Below are 17,096 nucleotides of genomic sequence, written 5' to 3' on the forward strand. Positions count from 1 at the left end.
CTGCGCTGTAATGCCTACGCTTCCCGGCGCCGCCGAATCGATCGGCCCCGGGAGCCTGCGATGGAACCAAGACGTCATGCCGCCGCTTTCATCGCGGCGCTTGCCCTGCTTCTCGCGACACCAGCCCTGGGACAAGGTGCGCTCACGACCCGGCAATCGGATGCGGTTGCGGCCTACGATCGCGCGCTCGGCGACTTCAAATCCATCCTGGCCGAGCGGCGCCGCCAGATCGAGGCGAAGCAGCCGCTACCGAATCTGCCGGGACAGGCGCTCTATCTGGCACGCGTCGCCGTCATCAGCACCTACAAGGATCTCACGGACGCCATTCCCTCCAGAATCGGAAAGCCCAACAAGTTCGAAATTCCCCCGGCCTATTTCGATGCCGCCATCGAACCGCTGATCGACGAATATGCCGGGCTGTTCGAGATCATGGAGGCGCCGCCCGCGGGGGCGCAGAACTCCGCTACGCCGTTCAAGGACGTGGTCGATCTCGCCGTTGCGATTGCGCGCGCCAAGGGCCTTTCGTCAGCGCAGGCAGACATCGCCGGCCGTATCAGCCTCGGGCTGTTCTTTGCGGAGACCAACGGCAAGCAGAATGTCCGCAATGCGCGCTCGAACACTTATATGGGCAGCTTCCAGACCGGCCCGTCCGAAGACCGCAACGGCCGCAGGAAATGGGAGACCATCAAGGGAGAGATCGCGGCGATCGATCCGGGGCTGAGTGCGCGCGACGACAAGGAAGAGGCCCGGGCCCGCGGCACCGATCACCGCTTCAATCACTGGACCAACGTGCGCGACGGCCTGATGAATGCGCATGCGGATCTGTTCCGGGATATCCCGGGAATCGTGAAGACGCTGCCCGACCCGATCGACCAGATGAAGCTGTTCGAGCTGATCCAGATCGTTCCCACCCCGACCAAGTCCGCGCTCAAGTCCGGCGATCTCCTGAACTACAGGGTATCCAGTCCCACGATCATGAAGCACTTGCGCAACAACAGCATCTTCGCATTCGGACAGGCCGACCGGGCGCGCAGCTCGGCCAGCTTCCGCGAGATCCTCGCCGCGATGTGGCTGTTCAACCGGAAGTTCGAGCGCGCCATGGCAAAATATGCGGAGATCAAGCCGCGCTGAGGAATGCGGGTTGCAACTGCTACTGGACGTCGTAGGCTCGCCCTCTCACTCCCTCGTCATCGGGAAGGAAGCGCCACGATGTCATCGGCCATCTCATGCGCCTGCTAATCCTTGGCGGCAGCCAGTTTCTCGGGCGCGCGATCGCCACCCATGGCTGCGCGGCCGGGCACGACGTGACCTGCGCAGCCCGCGGCCTCGCGGGACCGATCGCGGCAGGTGCCCGTTTCGTGATGGTCGACCGCGACACCGTTGACGGACTTGCGCCGCTCGCGGGCGGGACGTTCGATGCCGTGGTCGATGTCTCGCGCCATCCCGGTCAGGTCCGCCGCGCGGCGGCGGCGCTGAAGCGACCGGGCGTGCACTGGACCTTCGTCTCGACCGTCAGCGTCTATGCGGACAACCGCACGCCCGGTCAGCGCGCCGACACGGCATCGCTGCGCGAGCCCGTGACGGAGGATATCGAGCAGAGCACCGACGCCATCTATGGCGCCGCCAAGGTCGCCTGCGAACAGGCGGTCGGCAACGACGCCTTCATCTGCCGGGCTGGCCTGATCGTCGGGCCGGAGGACCCGACCGGACGGTTCTCGTACTGGCCGGTGCGACTGGCGCGCGGCAGCGAAGTGCTGGCGCCGGGATCGCCCGATGACGCCGTCCAGTTCATCGACGTGCGCGATCTCGCGCAATGGATCGTGCATGCCGCGGAGGTCGGCCTGACCGGCATCTATGACGGGATCGGCCCCGTTCGCACGCGCGGCGAATTTCTGGCCGAGTGCGCGTCCGCGCTGAACCCGTCGTGCAAATTCACCTGGATCGATCGCACCTTCCTCGAAGCGCACGACATCAGGCGCTGGGCCGGCCCGCGGTCGCTGCCGATGTGGCTGCCCCTGCCCGACTTCGCCGGCTTCATGACACGCGACACTTCGCCTGCGCGCGAGGCCGGGCTGACCTCGCGGCCGCCAGCGGTCACCGCGCGCGATACGCGCAGCTGGCTCCGCCGCAGCAACGGACCTGTCGTCGGACTGACAGAGGATGAGGAAAAGGCGGTGCTCGCCGCATGGCACGCGGGCAAGGTGGGCTAGTTCTCCGGCTTGTAGCCATCCGTCAGCGTCTTCAGGAACGCGATGATGTCGGCTTCGTCCTGTGCCGTCATCGCCGGCTTGTCGCCGGGGTGCCGGTCGAACGGCGGATCGGTGACGTCGATATTGGCGTGGTACTTCGCTGGAAGATCATCGTATTTCAGCACCGTGCCATCGGCGGCGCGCGGAAACACTTTCTCCGGATTGGTGTCGCGGAAATTGTAGAAGTCGAGCACCTGATCGAGGCTGCGGAAGACGCCGTTGTGGAAGAAGGCGTGGCGAGTCGCCGTGTTGCGCAGCGTCGGCGTCAGGAACATGCCGCAATATTGCGTCTGCTCGGGGATGTCGGTGCGATGCGGGCCGCAGACGCCGAGATCGAAATGGTCGGGATCGCGATTGCCGGAGAGCGCGGCATTGCGCGGCGCGCCGAGCGCCTCGTATTGATGGTCGGTGAACAGCGGCGGCAGGCCGTCGCGGGTCGGCGCCGAGGTGTGGCATCCCGCGCAATTGGCCTTGTCCGGATCGTTGAAGACTTGCAGGCCGCGCAGCTCGCTCTCGGACAGCCGCGCCTTGCCTTCGAGCCAGTAGTCGTACTTGCTGGTGTAGGGATGGAAGCTCGGCTCCTCCACCTGGTAACGCGCCACGGCGAACATCGCCTCCGCGATCAGGAGCCGCCGATTCCTGAGCACACCGGCGCCGAACAATTCGACGAAGCGCTGCACATAGGGCGCGCGGCGCAGCTTGTCCGCGACGATCTCGGCGCTGCCGCCATCCATCTCGTTGGGATCGAGCAGCGGAAACAGCGCCTGGTCCTGGAGCGTGTCGGCGCGGCCGTCCCAGAACAGGCCGCCCTGCGGCACGATGTTCGCCGACGCGCCACCGCCGCCCGCGGTCTTCGTCGTGCGCGCCGCCTGCTGGCCGAGTGCGGCCATCTGCGCGAGATCGATGACGTTGTCGTCATCGCCCTTGTCGGGACCGATGCTGAAATTCGGGTGACGATCGAGATAGGTCAGCGACGGCACCGCGCGGGCGCCTTGCCGCGACAGCGTCGCGCCGCCGAGCATCACCGGCCCGTCATTGGGCGGGCCGTAAGCGTGATCCGGGCTGTGACAGGACGCGCAGGACAGCGCGCCGGACGACGACAGCGAGGCGTCGTAGAAGATCTCCTTGCCGAGCTGCGCCATCGCCGACAGGGGAGCGACCGGCGCGCGCATCAGACGAACCGGATTCGGATTCACCCCCGCCTGGCTCGTTTGCGCAAGTCCTTGCGTCTCCGCCGCAAAGACGGCGCCGGCCAGAACAAGAAGGCCGGCGCCGAGGAGCCACATGGTGCGGCTGGTCATAGGACGAGGCACCTAGTGGTGGTGATGCTCGTCCGGCGGGCTGGTGATCACCGTGCCGGAGGTCGGATCGAGGAACAGGGCATCCGTCCGGAAGTCATGGCTGTGATCCTGATCGAAGTCGAACAGGTCGACAATCGATCCGGCGCTGGCGTCGAACGAGCCGCCGCCGATGCGCTGGCCGCGCAGCCAGTTGTCCTCGATGAACCGCACCACGGAAGCCTGCGAGATGTAGGTGTGGCTGACGAAGTTGGTCTTGGCGTAGGGCGAAACCACGATGAAGGGAATGCGCGTGCCCGGACCGCAGCGGCCGTTCACCGGCTTGCCGGAGAGGCCCTTCGGCGCGGGCTGCTTGTCGGCGCCGAGGCCGCAGAGACCCGAACCGTTGACCTGATCGGCGGTCGGATCATAGGAGGCATTCTTCGGGGCGACGTATTGGTGGTCGTACCAGCCGTCGGAATCGTCATAGGTGATGATGACGGCGGTCTCGCGCCACTCGGGCTGCTTCTGGAGGAAGTTGATCAGCTCGATATTGCCGGCCTGCTCGTCGAGCGGATCGGAGTTGCCGGCATGACCGTCCTGGAAGGCCGGCATCTTGATGTAGGAGACGGCCGGGAAATTGCCGGCCTTCACCGCGGCGTAGAAGTCGTCGAGATCGTAGCCGTGGTTGGCCGGATCGACCTTGCCGTCCAGCGCATAGGTGTGGCCGATCGCATGGACCGAGCTCGGCCGCGCATGGGTCGGGTTCGCGGTCGACTTGTAATATTGGAACCAGGCGTGGTGCGGGATGTAGTCCACGATGGTGCCGTTGACGTTGCTGGAGAAGGTGCTGCGCCCGCAGCCCGTGGTGCCGTTGGCATTCTTCAGCGTCAGGTCGAAGCCGCCCATGAAGCTGCCCCAGCTGATGTGCTCGTCGTTGAGCAGATCGCCGATGTTCTTGCCGTCCATCAGGATCGTGCTCGTCGTGCTCGAGCAAGGATCGTTTCCCGGATCGGTATCGCCGATCAGCGTCAGGCCGCCCTGGCCGTCGGCGATCGAGGATGACGTGCCGACGATGTTCTGCACGCCGTTGGTCTGGCCGGAGATCACCTCGAGCATGCCCGGCGTCGACGGACCGAAGGTGTCGGTCCAGGCATTGTCGCTCATGGCAAAGTGCTGCGCATAATTCCACATGGCGGTGACGGTGTTGCCGTCGAAATAGCCCATCACCTGCCCGTTGGTGCCGAACGCGCCGGCGCCGCCCGCGGTGCCGCGGCCGGTGAACTTCGGGAACAGGTCTTCCTTGCCGTTGTCGACGGCCTGCTGCTCGGGCGTGTAGCTGTGGTTCTGCGAGCGCGTGTTGGCCTGGGTGCGGTCGAGGCGGAACGGATCCGTCGCGCCGCTGCCGTTGGCCGGATTGTCGTTGGGGTTGTCGACCAGCAGGTTGGCCGTGACGAGATTGTTGACCTTCGGCGTATGCGGCTTCGGAACGAAGGGAAGCGAGCCCGACGGATTGGCCGCGTTCGGATAAGTCGCGAAGTAATGATCGAACGAACGGTTCTCGTTGAAGACGATCACGAGGTGCTTGATCGGCGTCTCGGTGTGGATGTCATGCGGATGACGGTGATGATCGCGGCCATTGTCATGATCATGGCCTTGGCCCTGGCCGTGATCGCGGTCCCGGCCGAAATCGTCCGCGAGGACGGGAATGCTGCACGCAAGTGCCGTCGCGGCCGCGAAAAACGCAGCCGTCGTCAGAAGTCTGGATGTCATTGTTGTGTTGCCCCGAAGGATTGACGCCGACCTTCGGGACCATAGCGGCGCGCGATGACAACCCTGTGTCAGTTTGACGCACGACAATTTGCGCAGTTGCTCAGACTAAATTTGTCATCCGGCGAACGGGACGGCGCGGCTCCGCCACGAGACGGTGATGCAAGCCGGGGATTCGACAACACTACTCCGTCCGGATCGGCGCGTCCTTCAGGCCGTTATTGTCATAGGCCTTGCGCAACGTGCCGTTCGTCCTCGCGTCCGTCATGAACGTCGTGACGAACGCCAGCGCCTGGCTGCGACCGAGCGGGACGGCGACCGCCGTCACCGTCTTCTTGAACGTCTCGTCCAGCACACGCGTGCCGGGAATCTTCTGCGCCATCTTGTTGAGCTGGTCACGCGACAGCGCGAAGGCATCGGGCATGTCGGCACTCACTTCAGTCACACGGCCTTCGAGACAACTCTGCTCGATCGTGCGCGCGGTGAAAAGCCATGTGTCATGACAAACCTGTCAAAGGGCACGCCGCCGTTTGCAGTGCAAGGACCTTGACTGCCATGGCTATGGTGTTCCACGGCCGGCCATTTGTTGGTAGCCTGCCGCACCGACAGACAGCAATCGGGGGCCACCGAATGACCTGCGCGAATCCCGCATCTCCCGCACGCCACAACACAGCGCGGAGACATATCGGGCAGGCGCTGGCCGCCGCAGCGGCCGTGGTCGCGCTCGCCGGCTGCGAGGACAAGAACACCTTCGTGGCGCCACCGCCGCCGAAGGTGGAGGTGGCGCCGCCCGTACAGCGACCGGTGACGCGCTATGTCGAGGCGACCGGCAACACCGCGCCGATCAAGAGCGTCGATCTCGTCGCGCGCGTGCAGGGTTTTCTGCAATCGATCGACTATCAGGATGGCACCTTCGTCAAGCAGGGCACCCAGCTGTTCACGATCGAGCCGGAGACCTACAAGCTTAAGGTCGAGCAGGCGAAGGCCGCGGAGGTCGGCGCGCAGGCCACGGTCAAGCAGGCCGAAGCCGACTACAAGCGGCAGGTCGAGCTCGTGCAGCGCCAGGCGGTCTCGCAGTCCACCCTCGACACCTCGACATCGACCCGCGACAACGCCCAGGCCAGTCTCCAGCAGGCCCAGGTCAATACCAGGCTCGCGGAGGTCAATTACGGCTACACCAAGGTCAGCGCGCCGTTCGACGGCATCGTCAGCGCGCACATGGTCTCGATCGGCGAGCTCGTCGGCGTCTCCTCCCCGACCCAGCTCGCAACCATCGTCGCGATGGACCCGATCTGGGTGAACTTCACGGTCAACGAGCAGGATGTCCTGCGCATTCGCGCCGAAGCGGCCCGCCGCGGGCTGACCGTCACCGACCTCAAACAATTGCCGATCCAGGTGGGCCTCCAGACCGAGACCGGCTATCCGCATGAGGGCCACCTCGACTACGTCTCGCCGACCCTCAATACATCGACGGGCACGCTCGCGGTGCGCGGCGTCGTGCCCAACGACAAGCGGGTGCTGCTGCCCGGCTATTTCGTCCGCGTCCGCGTGCCCTTCACCCAGGAGAAGGACGCCCTCCTCGTCCCCGACACCGCGCTCGGCAGCGATCAGGGCGGCCGCTATCTCCTCGTGGCCAACGGTGACAACATCGTCGAACAGCGCAAGGTGCAGATCGGCCCGACCGACAACGGCCTGCGCGTGATCGAAAGCGGCCTGAAGCCGGACGACCGCGTCGTGATCGCAGGGCTGCTGCGCGTGATCCCGGGCCAGAAGATCGACCCGCAGGTGACGAAGATCGGCCAGCCGCAGGCGTCTGCCAAGTAGGAGCGCCGGCCATGATCTCAAAGTTCTTCATCGAGCGGCCGGTCCTCTCGAACGTCATCGCGCTCCTGATGATCCTGATCGGCGGTGTGGCGCTGTTCAACCTCGCGGTCGCGCAATATCCGGACGTGGTGCCGCCGACGGTGCAGGTCACCACGCGCTATCCCGGCGCCAGCGCCAAGACCGTGATCGACACCGTTGCGCTGCCGATCGAGCAGCAGGTCAACGGCGTCGAGGACATGCTCTACATGCAGTCCTACAGCGGCTCCGACGGCACCTATACGTTGACGGTGACCTTCAAGATCGGCACCGACCTCAACTTCGCGCAGGTGCTGGTGCAGAACCGCGTCTCCAGCGCGCTGGCGCAACTGCCTCAGGCCGTGCAGAACCAGGGCGTCACCGTGCAGAAGCGGTCGACCTCGATCCTCCTGTTCGTGACGCTGACCTCACCGGACTCCAGGTACGACAGCCTTTACCTGAGCAACTACGCCACCATCAACATCCGCGACGAGCTCTCGCGCCTGCCCGGCGTCGGCAACGTCACCGTGTTCGGTGCCGGCCAGTATTCGATGCGGGTCTGGCTCGATCCGAACAAGCTGCAAGTGCGTGGCCTCGTGCCGCAGGACGTCATCAACGCGATCCAGCAGCAGAGCCAGCAGGTCTCGGCTGGCCAGGTCGGCGCGCCGCCGACGCCGCCGGGACAGGCGTTCCAGTACACGCTCAACGTCAACGGAAGGCTCGACGACACCACCCAGTTCGAGGACATCATCGTCAAATCGGGTACCAGCGGCGACGTCACGCGGGTGCGCGACGTCGGCTGGGTTGAGCTCGGAGCGCAGACCTACAGCCAGATCTTCTCGCTCAACAAGCAGCCGGCCACCGGCATCGGCGTATTCCAGTCGCCCGGCGCCAACGCGCTCCAGGTCGAGCAGGCCGTCGAGAAGAAGATGGCGGAGCTGGCCAAGCGCTTCCCCGAGGGCATCAGGTACGACACGCCGTTCGACACCACCAAGTTCGTGGAAGCCTCGGTGCACGAGGTCTACATGACGCTGATCGAGGCCGGCCTGCTGGTGCTGGTCGTGATCTTTGTTTTCCTGCAGGACTGGCGCGCGATGCTGGTGCCGGCAACGACCGTGCCGGTGACCATCATCGGCGCGTTCGCGGCGATGGCGGCACTCGGCTTCACCATCAACATGTCGACGCTGTTCGCGATCGTGCTCGCGATCGGCATCGTCGTCGACGACGCCATTGTCGTGGTCGAAGGCGCGGCCCACAACATCGAGCAGGGCATGAACGGCCACGACGCCGCGATCAGGGCGATGGACCAGCTGTTCGCGCCGATCGTCGGCATCACCCTAGTGCTGATCTCGGTGTTCCTGCCGGCATCGTTCCTTGCAGGACTCACGGGCCGCATCTATTCGCAATTCGCGCTGGTGATCGCGGCGACCGCGCTTCTCTCCGCCATCAACGCGGCGACGCTGAAGCCGACGCAATGCGCGCTCTGGCTGCGGCCGGCGGTGCCGCCGGAGCAGCGCAACTTCTTCTATCGCGGCTTCAACGCCGTCTATAACCGGCTCGAACGCGGCTACGCGCGGCTGATCGGCTTCCTGGTCAGGCACGCCACGGTTTCGGTCGCGGTCGCGCTGGTGCTGATCGGGATCGGCGGCTACGGCCTGTCGCGGGTGCCGACCGGCTTCCTGCCGATCGAGGACCAGGGCTATCTGATCGCCGCGGTGCAGCTGCCCGACGGCGCCGCGCTGGAGCGGACCCAGACCGTGCTCGACCGAGCGAGCGAGCTCATCAAGGAGACGCCGGGCGTCCAGCAGGTGATCACGATTGCCGGCATCTCCGCGCTCGACAACAGCGCCAGCCTTGCCAATGCCGGCGTCGCCTACATCATCCTGAAGGACTGGGAGGCCCGCAAGGGGCCCGGCGAGGATTTGCGCTCGCTGGTGTACGGGCTGAACGACAAGCTCGCGACCATCATGGAGGCGCGCAGCTTGGTGCTGCCGCCGCCGCCGATCCAGGGCATCGGCAACGCCGCCGGCTTCTCGATGCAGATCGAGCTGCGCGACGGCAACAGCGATTTCGCCAAGCTCCAGGCCATCACCGGCGCGATGGTCAGCAACGGCCAGAGCCAGAGCGCGCTGCAACGCGTGCAGTCCTCGTTCCGCTCATCTGTGCCGCAGTTCAACGTCGAGATCGACCGCATCAAGACACAGACGCTGCACGTGACGACCGACCAGGTGTTCGCGGCGCTGTCGACCTATCTCGGCTCGTCCTATGTCAACCAGTTCAACAAGTTCGGCCGCGTGTTCCAGGTCTATACCCAGGCCGATCCCGCATTCCGCGTCACCGAACGCGACATCGCCAACATGATGGTGCGCAACTCGAACGGCGACATGATCCCGATCGGCACCGTCGCCAAGATCACGCCGGCGACCGGCCCGTCACTGATCAGCCTCTACAATCTCTATCCGTCCTCGACCGTGATCGGCCTGCCGGCACAGGGCTATTCGTCCGGCCAGTCGCTGAAGCTGATGGAGGAGATCGCGGACAAGACGCTGCCTCCGGGCACCGGCTATGAATGGACCGCGATGTCCTATCAGGAGAAGGCCGTCTCCAACCAGATCTACTGGGTGTTCGGCCTCGCCATGCTGCTGGTCTATCTCGTGCTCGCCGGCCAGTATGAGAGCTGGTACGCGCCGATCTCGGTGATCCTCGCGGTGCCGCTGTCGCTGATCGGACCGATGCTGATCCTCAACGGCCTGAAGATCGACAACAACCTCTATTGCCAGATCGGCCTGATCCTCCTGATCGCGCTGTCGGCCAAGAACGCCATCCTGATCGTCGAGGTCGGCCTCGAGCTGCACGGCCGCGACGGCAAGCCGATCGTGGAAGCCGCGATCGAGGCAGCGCGCGCCCGCTTCCGTCCGATCCTGATGACCTCGTTCGCCTTCATCCTCGGCGTGGTGCCGCTGGTGCTGGCCACCGGCGCCGGCGCCAGCGCACGCAAGTCGATCGGCATCACCGTGTTCTCGGGCATGCTGGCCTCGACCTGCCTCGCAGTGCTGTTCGTGCCGGCGTTCTTCGTGGTGGTGCAACGCTTCGAGAACTGGCGCGCGTCGAAGAAGACGCCGAAGGCGCAGCCGGCCGCGGAGGTGAAGGCTTAGCCAAGCCTGGGATATGCCGAAACCGATTGCGTTCATCGGACAAGGACTTGCAGTGCGCCGAACAGGCTCCGCGGCGCTCTCGAACAAATAAGTGTCACAATCGCGCCGCGTGCGTCGATGAAAAATTCGTCCGGAGGGTGAACCGGAATGCTCCGAGCGCGTTGAAGGGGCTTCCGTGCGCCGATTCTGGAGCGCTGATGTCTGACCCAGCCAGCCTTGCCGAAGCCGCCGACTTCTCCAAGCCGGTGATCGACACCGGCATCATCGCGCTGGCCATCCTTGCCGCGGTTCACGAAAAGCCCATCGATGTCGAGCAGACCCGGCGCGAGTTCGTCGAGCCCGGGGCGTTCGCCAACCGCGATGATCTGCTGAGAGCGGCGAAGGCCGAAGGGTTCAAGGCGCGTTACATCACGACCGATTTTACCCGGCTCGCGCGCTCACCGCTGCCGGCGATCGCCGAAGCGGTGGATGGCGGCTTCTTCATTCTGGCGCGGGTCGATCCGGACGGCGTGCTGGTGCAGGAAGTCGGCCGGCCGCCGGCGCGTTGGAGCGAGGCGGAGCTGGCGTCGCGCTGGAGCGGCGGGCTTATCGTCGTCACCTTGCGCGAAGCCGCCGACGGCGGGTTTGCCCGTTTCGGCATGACCTGGTTCCTGCCGGTGATCGTCCGCTTCAGGCGGGTGTTCGGCGAGGTGCTGCTGGTCTCGCTGTTCATGCAGATCGCCGCGCTGGCAACGCCGCTGTTCTTCCAGGTCATCATCGACAAGGTGCTGGTCCACAAGGGCGTCAGCACCCTGACCGTGGTGATGATGGCGCTGGCCGGGCTGGCCGTGCTGGAAATCACGCTCAGCGGCATCCGCACCTATCTGTTCGCCCATACCACGAGCAGGATCGATGCCATTCTCGGCGCCAAGCTGTTTCGACATCTGGTCGGCCTGCCGATCGCCTATTTCGAATCCCGTCCGGTGGGCCAGACGGTGGCGCGGGTCCGCGAGCTCGAGAACATCCGCCAGTTCCTGACCAGCTCCGGACTGATGCTGATCATCGATATCGTCTTCACCGTGGTGTTCTTCGCGGTGATGGCGCTGATCGCGCCCATGCTCACCTTGATCCCGTTCGCCGCCATCCCGCTCTACATCCTGGTCTCGATCGTGGTGACGCCGATCCTCAAGGCACGGATTCAGGAGCGCTTTGCGCGTGGGGCGCAGAACCAGTCGCTGCTGGTCGAGATGCTGACCGGGATGGAGACCGTGAAGGCGATGGCGATCGAAACCCAGGCGCGGCGCCGCTGGGAGCGTCAGCTCGCGGGCTATATCACCGCCTCGTTCCGCACCGTCAGTCTCGGCACCGTGGGCTCGCAGAGCGTGGCGCTGATCAACAGGCTGTCGATGGCGTTGATCCTGTGGCTCGGCGCTTCGGCCGTGATGGACGGCAGCCTGACGATCGGCCAGCTCGTCGCCTTCAACATGCTGGCGGGCCAGGTCAGCCAGCCGATCATCCGGCTCGCGCAGATGTGGCAGGATTTCCAGCAATTCCGCATTTCGATCGAGCGGCTCGGCGACATCATCGATACGCCGGCCGAGACGGTACGCGCCAGCGTCCGTCACGATCTGCCGCCGCTGCGCGGCGACATCCGGTTCGAGCACGTCGTGTTCCGCTACCGGCCGGCGACGCCGGCGGCGCTCGAGGATGTCTCGCTCAGGGTCTCGCCGGGCGAAGTGATCGGCGTGGTCGGCCGCTCGGGCTCCGGCAAGTCGACGCTGATGAAGCTGGTGCAGCGCTTCCACATCCCCGAGGCCGGCAAGGTACTGGTCGACGGTGTCGACGTGGCGCTGATCGATCCGGCGTGGCTGCGGCGCCAGATCGGCGTGGTGCTTCAGGAGAACGTGCTGTTCAATCGGACCGTGCGCGAGAACATCGCGCTTGCCAATCCGGCGATGTCGCTGGAGCGGGTGATCCAGGTCGCCAAGCTCGCCGGCGCGCATGATTTCATCCTCGAGCTTCCGCATGCCTACGACACCGTGCTGGAGGAGCGCGGCGCCAATCTGTCCGGTGGGCAGCGCCAGCGCGTGGCGATCGCCCGCGCGCTCGCCACCGACCCGCGCATCCTGGTGTTCGACGAAGCGACCTCGGCGCTCGACTACGAGAGCGAGCGCATCATCCAGGCCAACATGCGCGCGATGTGCCGCGGTCGCACCGTCCTCATCGTCGCGCACCGGCTGTCGGCGGTGCGTCACGCCGACCGCATCGTGGTGATGGATCGGGGCCGCTGCGTCGAGCAGGGCTCTCACGAGGAGCTGCTGCGACAGGGCGGCTTCTATGCCGGGCTGGTCCGTCAGGCCGCGTCGGATCGTGGCGACGAACAGGGAGGGCAAGCCGCGTGAAATTGCAGTGGCTCGTGCGCCGACTGGAGCGGCCGGCGCGCCGTGACGCGCTGGAGCGCGCCTTCCTGCCGGCGGCGCTGGAGATCGTCGAGACGCCGCCGTCGCCGACCTGGCGCGTCACGGGTCTGGTGATCGTCGGGTTTCTCGCCGGCTCGCTGTTCTGGGCGGGACTGAGTCACATGGACATCATTGCGGTGGCCGAGGGCAAATTCGTTCCGGTCGGTCAGGTCAAGGTCGTGCAGCCGCTGGAAACCGCAGTGGTCAAGGCCATCCATGTCGAGGAAGGGTCCCACGTCCGTCTCGGCGACACGTTGATCGAACTGGACCCCACCGACACCTCCGCAAATCTCGGCAGCCTGCGCTACGATCGCAGCCAGGCGCTGCTCGATGCCGAAGCCGCACGCATCCTGCTGGCGGGTCGCGGCGTCGACGGGTTTACCGCGCCCGAGGGCGCGAACCCGGTGCTCGCCGCGGCGGTGCAGGACCAGACCCGCGAGGAGCTCGCCCGCTTCGACGCCGCGATGGCGGCGATCGATGCGCAGCGCCTGCAGCGCGAGGCGGCGATCCGCTCCGCGCGCGCGCAGCAGGATGTGCTGGCGGAGGTCATTCCGCTGCTCACCGAGCGCTATGAGGCGCTCAAGGGATTGTTCGAGCGCGGCAACGGCCCGAAGCCGCCGGTTCTCGCCGTGCAGCAGGAATTGACCGAGAAGAAGGGCAATCTGATCAGCCTGCAGCAGCAGGAACAGCAGGGGCAGGCCGACATCGTCGCGTTGCAGGCCACTGCGCGCGGCACCCTCACCCAATTCCGCGCCGGCGCATCCGATCGCCGCCTCAAGGCGCTGCAACGCGCGACCCAACTGGAGCAGCAGATCGCCAAGGAGGAGATGCGGGACGAGCGTCGGCGCCTGGTCTCACCGGTCAGCGGCACGGTGCAGGAGCTCAAGACCCATACGGTCGGTGCGGTGGTCACGACCGCGGACAAGCTGATGGTCGTGGTGCCGGACGGCACGCCCTTGATCATCGAGGCCTATGTCGAGAACCGCGACATCGGATTCGTTCGCGAGGGACAGGCAGCGGCCGTGAAGATCGACGCCTATCCGTTCACGCGCTACGGCACGGTGGAGGCGAAGCTCGATCAGGTTGGCAAGGACGCAGTGGAGGAGAACGGCAAGGGCCTGCGGTTTCCAGCGCGACTCGTTCCCGCCAGCATGGAGATTCCGATCAATGGCGAATTGCGTCCTCTGATGCCGGGCATGAGTGCAGCGGTGGAGATCAAGACCGGGCGACGCACGGTGCTCGATTTCGTACTGGCACCGATCAAGGAGACGTTGCATGGCGCCGGCCAGGAACGCTGAATCGAATGCGCTCGGCGATCAGGAACCGCGATCAGATCATGGCTTCCATGCAGACATGATTTTCACGAAACTGCCCTTCATTCCCCGCGTTCGTGAGCCAAGACGCTGGGATCATCAGATGGCGCGAAGGGCTGGCAAGCGGCGGTGGGAGAAATGCAAATGGATGAAGTGAGCGAAAGTTCAAACACTTCCGCGCCCGAGACTTCCGCGATGGAGGTGCGACTTGCTCCAGCCGGCCAGTTGCAACTCTCATCGCAACAAGGCGTGTCGAGCGACCGCGACCCGTTTGATGACAGAATCTTGACGGCTTCATCCACCGACGGTGGGCGTGCCTTGCGCTTAAAAGACGACGGCGGTGCCAGCACGACTGCCTTGGACGCCGCGACGCCGACCGAGCTGCGCATGGCGAGTGATGCTGTGTCGACACTTGGCAGCGCCCAGGATCAGGGCTTGTCGATCACCGACTCCTCGGTTTCGCATCTTGGCGACGTGCTTCAGTCGGATCCGGTCGCCGCGCCAGTCTTCAGCGACTCGCGTGCGCCCCGACAAACGTCGCCCTCTCTTGCTGACCGCTCCATGGCGGCGAATGACGTATTGGAGCCGCCTGCGCCACCCTGGCAAGATTCCGGTGCGGGTGCGCATCGCGCGTCGTCGCGCGGTGCCGACCTGGGTCATGATGCAGGATCGACCGGGACGTCCAACCAATCACAACATGCGGGTCATCCGACATCTCCGGCGCTCGACGTTCTGCCGCTGGACGACATCCTTGATCCAGCCCAGCATCATTCCGCGAGCGATCACCACAACGTGCCCGCGAATGACGATGCGAAGCCTGCGCACGCCGATGCATCGAAGATCGACGTGACGTCCAAGCCCTCTGGCAACGCCGGTCACATCAACGCCAGTCACAACGACACCACAACAAGCTCCGGCACGAGCGGGCTGGCTTCCGATGATGCTGCGACCGATCAGGCCCAGGCGCCGCCGCCATCCTCCGGCGAGCTGGTCGAGGCCGGCGCCAAAGCGATCCTGCTCGCAACGGACGAATCGCCGAACCGGATCGGGCCACATGCGAGCGCGGCCGATGTCGCGCTCGGCGCTGCGCCAGACCACGTCCATTCTTCTGCCCATGCAACCACGGCGTTCAGCCCGGGCGTCATCGGCGCGCGCGATCAGCTCGCCTCGGCCATCGCGACGGCGACACCGGAGGCCGCAGCCATCACCACGTTGCCGTCCGCTCAGATGACCGGCGCTGTGATCCCGTCGCTTGGCGGCGACATGCACGCGTTACAGAAACATGCAGCCTGACGCATGATCCCGAACGACGGAGGCGATTTCTCGAAGGACGCGTTCAAACAATAGATCGAGCGGGATTTCAAACATAAGCCATCCCGCTCGCGCCAAGATTAGGCTCAACCCCGGCCATCGTTCGTGGCATAACCGGCCGGGGGGCTGCAAACCGCAAGGACAAGCGGTTTGAGATCGCAAGACTCCCGGCAATTCCCGACACGGGAAACATGAGGGACGTGGATATGATGGATCGTCATCTGGCCTTCGCTCTGTTCGAGCGGCCTGTCGTTCTCGATCTCGCGGCGATCGTCGATGTCCTGCGCAAGCGACATCCCGGAATCGAGATTGACCTGCCCGGAGCGGCGCCGGGAGCGGCAGCGCCCGTGATCCGCTGCGCCGGCATGAACGTCATGCTGATGGTCATGCCGATGCCGGTCCCGCGCGAGAGCTGGGACCTGGCCGGCCGGCGCGCCGTCGCGACCTGGCCGACGGCGCTCGAGGTGCTTGGCAAGCATGCTGCCCACGTCGTCGTATCGACAGTCGGGCGGGCCGAGACGGCCGCACAGCAGCTCCAGGCGGCGCGCGCCGTCACCGTCGTGACCGGCGGTCTGATTGCGACCATTCCGGCCGCGGCGATTTTGTGGGACGGGCTCGTCGTCCATCCGGCTGAGCGCTGGGAGCAGCTCTCGCGCGAGGCCTTCGCCGGCTACCCCCGCATTCCGTTTCCGCTGTGGGTCAGTATTCATCCTTTCCGCGACGGTCAAACCATCGGCGCGATCACGTTCGGCCTGACGCCGTTTGCCGGCCGCGAGGTCGAGTTCGAAGGCGAGGGCGCCGATCCGAACGAAATCGTGCGCAAGGTCGCGGGACTCATCGTCTACGTGCTCGAACATGGTGCCGTGCTGCGCGACGGCGACACGCTTGGCGCCGGCGAGTCCGATCGCATCCGGATCCACCACGTTGTCTCGCGCCGTGTCCAGGGGTTGCCGGTGCTGCAGGCCACTGTGCCCGCCGCGGCCTAGGAGAAGATCAGCGATGGCGAAGGCACCGCGACGGGTTTACGAAATCACCCCAGCCTGGCCGTTCGGCACGCCGGTGGTGGTGGAGGTGGCCGGTTGGAACGTGGCACTGACGGCGTCGGTCGGCTTCGAGGATGTCGAGCGCTGGTACGACAAGCCGCTCCCGACCGAAGCACGCCTGCATTCAAAACCACGCAAGCAGATTCCGGAGTTGATTCTGACCGGTGCCCGGACGCCGGTGGTCAGCGCCGGAATGAAATCCGTGCTCGAGCAAGTCGCTCCCGGCGAGAGCGAATTTCGGCCTTTCACTCTGCAATGGGAGGACGGCACGGCGGTGCCGGGGGAATGGCACTTATGCAATCTCCTTAAGCGCATCGACTGTTTCGACTACGCCGCGATGGGAATGCAGCCGCCGGATCCGAAAGAAGTCGAGAAAACGCTGCATCAAAAGCGCAGCGACCCGATGAGCGCCGAGGAATACTGGCTGCGCGAGGGCTACATCAATCAGATGCTGGGCCCGAAGTACGTCGACCTCGCGACCATAGATGACGCGCAGATCTGGCGCCCGAGGTGGCATCCCGCATCGATCTTCGTCACCGATAATCTACTGGCCGCACTCAAACGCGCCAAGATTCGCGGATTGCAGGCGGAACGGCTCGGCACCCGCGAAGAGCCACTGCCGACGCTGGCAGAGATCCGTGAGAAAGCGCTGTCGAGACGCCTCAAACCTAAAGAACCGTCCACCAAAACGGAGGCCTGAT

11 protein-coding genes and 1 pseudogene are annotated in these 17,096 nt (G+C 65.3%); 9 read left to right on the top strand and 3 right to left on the bottom strand.

Annotated elements, in window-relative coordinates; all coding sequences use genetic code 11:
- Positions 1-60 precede the first annotated feature (60 nt).
- Together GPL20_RS02985 and GPL20_RS02990 are read left to right on the top strand one after the other, a co-directional pair.
- Positions 61-1,131, top strand: coding sequence for a hypothetical protein (locus GPL20_RS02985; protein WP_157327600.1), 1,071 nt, complete (start codon positions 61-63; stop codon positions 1,129-1,131).
- 95 nt (positions 1,132-1,226) lie between these two features.
- The gene (locus tag GPL20_RS02990; RefSeq protein ID WP_157327601.1) at positions 1,227-2,210 is read left to right on the top strand and encodes an NAD-dependent epimerase/dehydratase family protein; all 984 of its coding nucleotides are present in this window, start codon (positions 1,227-1,229) and stop codon (positions 2,208-2,210) included.
- On the opposite strand, the gene GPL20_RS02995 is transcribed toward GPL20_RS02990, so the two are convergent.
- The 3 genes and pseudogenes from GPL20_RS02995 to GPL20_RS03005 form a co-directional block, all read right to left on the bottom strand.
- The gene (locus tag GPL20_RS02995; RefSeq protein WP_157327603.1) at positions 2,207-3,550 is read right to left on the bottom strand and encodes a cytochrome-c peroxidase; all 1,344 of its coding nucleotides are present in this window, start codon (positions 3,548-3,550) and stop codon (positions 2,207-2,209) included. The two genes, GPL20_RS02990 and GPL20_RS02995, sit on opposite strands and share 4 nt — an antisense overlap.
- Positions 3,551-3,562: 12 nt before the next feature.
- A complete protein-coding gene (locus GPL20_RS03000) occupies positions 3,563-5,299 on the bottom strand; it encodes a phospholipase C (protein WP_157327605.1) in 1,737 nt (578 codons plus the stop codon).
- Between the two features lie 181 nt (positions 5,300-5,480).
- Positions 5,481-5,714 (bottom strand): annotated as a pseudogene (locus GPL20_RS03005) (amino acid ABC transporter substrate-binding protein); the annotation flags it as partial.
- Between the two features lie 212 nt (positions 5,715-5,926).
- Between GPL20_RS03005 and GPL20_RS03010 the strand changes: the two are divergent.
- From GPL20_RS03010 to GPL20_RS03040, 7 genes are all read left to right on the top strand, one after another.
- Positions 5,927-7,120, top strand: coding sequence for an efflux RND transporter periplasmic adaptor subunit (locus GPL20_RS03010; protein ID WP_167532866.1), 1,194 nt, complete (start codon positions 5,927-5,929; stop codon positions 7,118-7,120).
- An 11-nt stretch (positions 7,121-7,131) separates the two neighbouring features.
- Positions 7,132-10,290 carry an efflux RND transporter permease subunit gene (locus GPL20_RS03015; protein ID WP_157327607.1) on the top strand — a complete coding sequence of 1,053 codons (3,159 nt, stop codon included), beginning with the start codon at positions 7,132-7,134 and terminating at the stop codon, positions 10,288-10,290.
- Between the two features lie 197 nt (positions 10,291-10,487).
- A complete protein-coding gene (locus GPL20_RS03020) occupies positions 10,488-12,671 on the top strand; it encodes a type I secretion system permease/ATPase (RefSeq protein ID WP_157327609.1) in 2,184 nt (727 codons plus the stop codon).
- Positions 12,668-14,026 (top strand): HlyD family type I secretion periplasmic adaptor subunit, encoded by a 1,359-nt coding sequence (locus tag GPL20_RS03025; RefSeq protein WP_157327611.1) that lies wholly within the window; start codon positions 12,668-12,670, stop codon positions 14,024-14,026. The genes GPL20_RS03020 and GPL20_RS03025 overlap by 4 nt, the downstream gene beginning before the upstream one ends.
- A 159-nt stretch (positions 14,027-14,185) precedes the next feature.
- On the top strand, positions 14,186-15,334 hold the full coding sequence (locus GPL20_RS03030; protein WP_157327612.1) for a hypothetical protein: 1,149 nt from the start codon (positions 14,186-14,188) through the stop codon (positions 15,332-15,334).
- Between the two features lie 224 nt (positions 15,335-15,558).
- The gene (locus tag GPL20_RS03035; RefSeq protein WP_157327614.1) at positions 15,559-16,338 is read left to right on the top strand and encodes a DUF4261 domain-containing protein; all 780 of its coding nucleotides are present in this window, start codon (positions 15,559-15,561) and stop codon (positions 16,336-16,338) included.
- 13 nt (positions 16,339-16,351) lie between these two features.
- Entirely contained in the window at positions 16,352-17,095 is a 744-nt protein-coding gene (locus tag GPL20_RS03040; protein ID WP_157327616.1) for an imm11 family protein, read from the top strand.
- The last annotated feature ends 1 nt before the right edge of the window (position 17,096 follow it).

The organism is Bradyrhizobium cajani, assembly GCF_009759665.1.
GTDB lineage: Bacteria > Pseudomonadota > Alphaproteobacteria > Rhizobiales > Xanthobacteraceae > Bradyrhizobium > Bradyrhizobium cajani.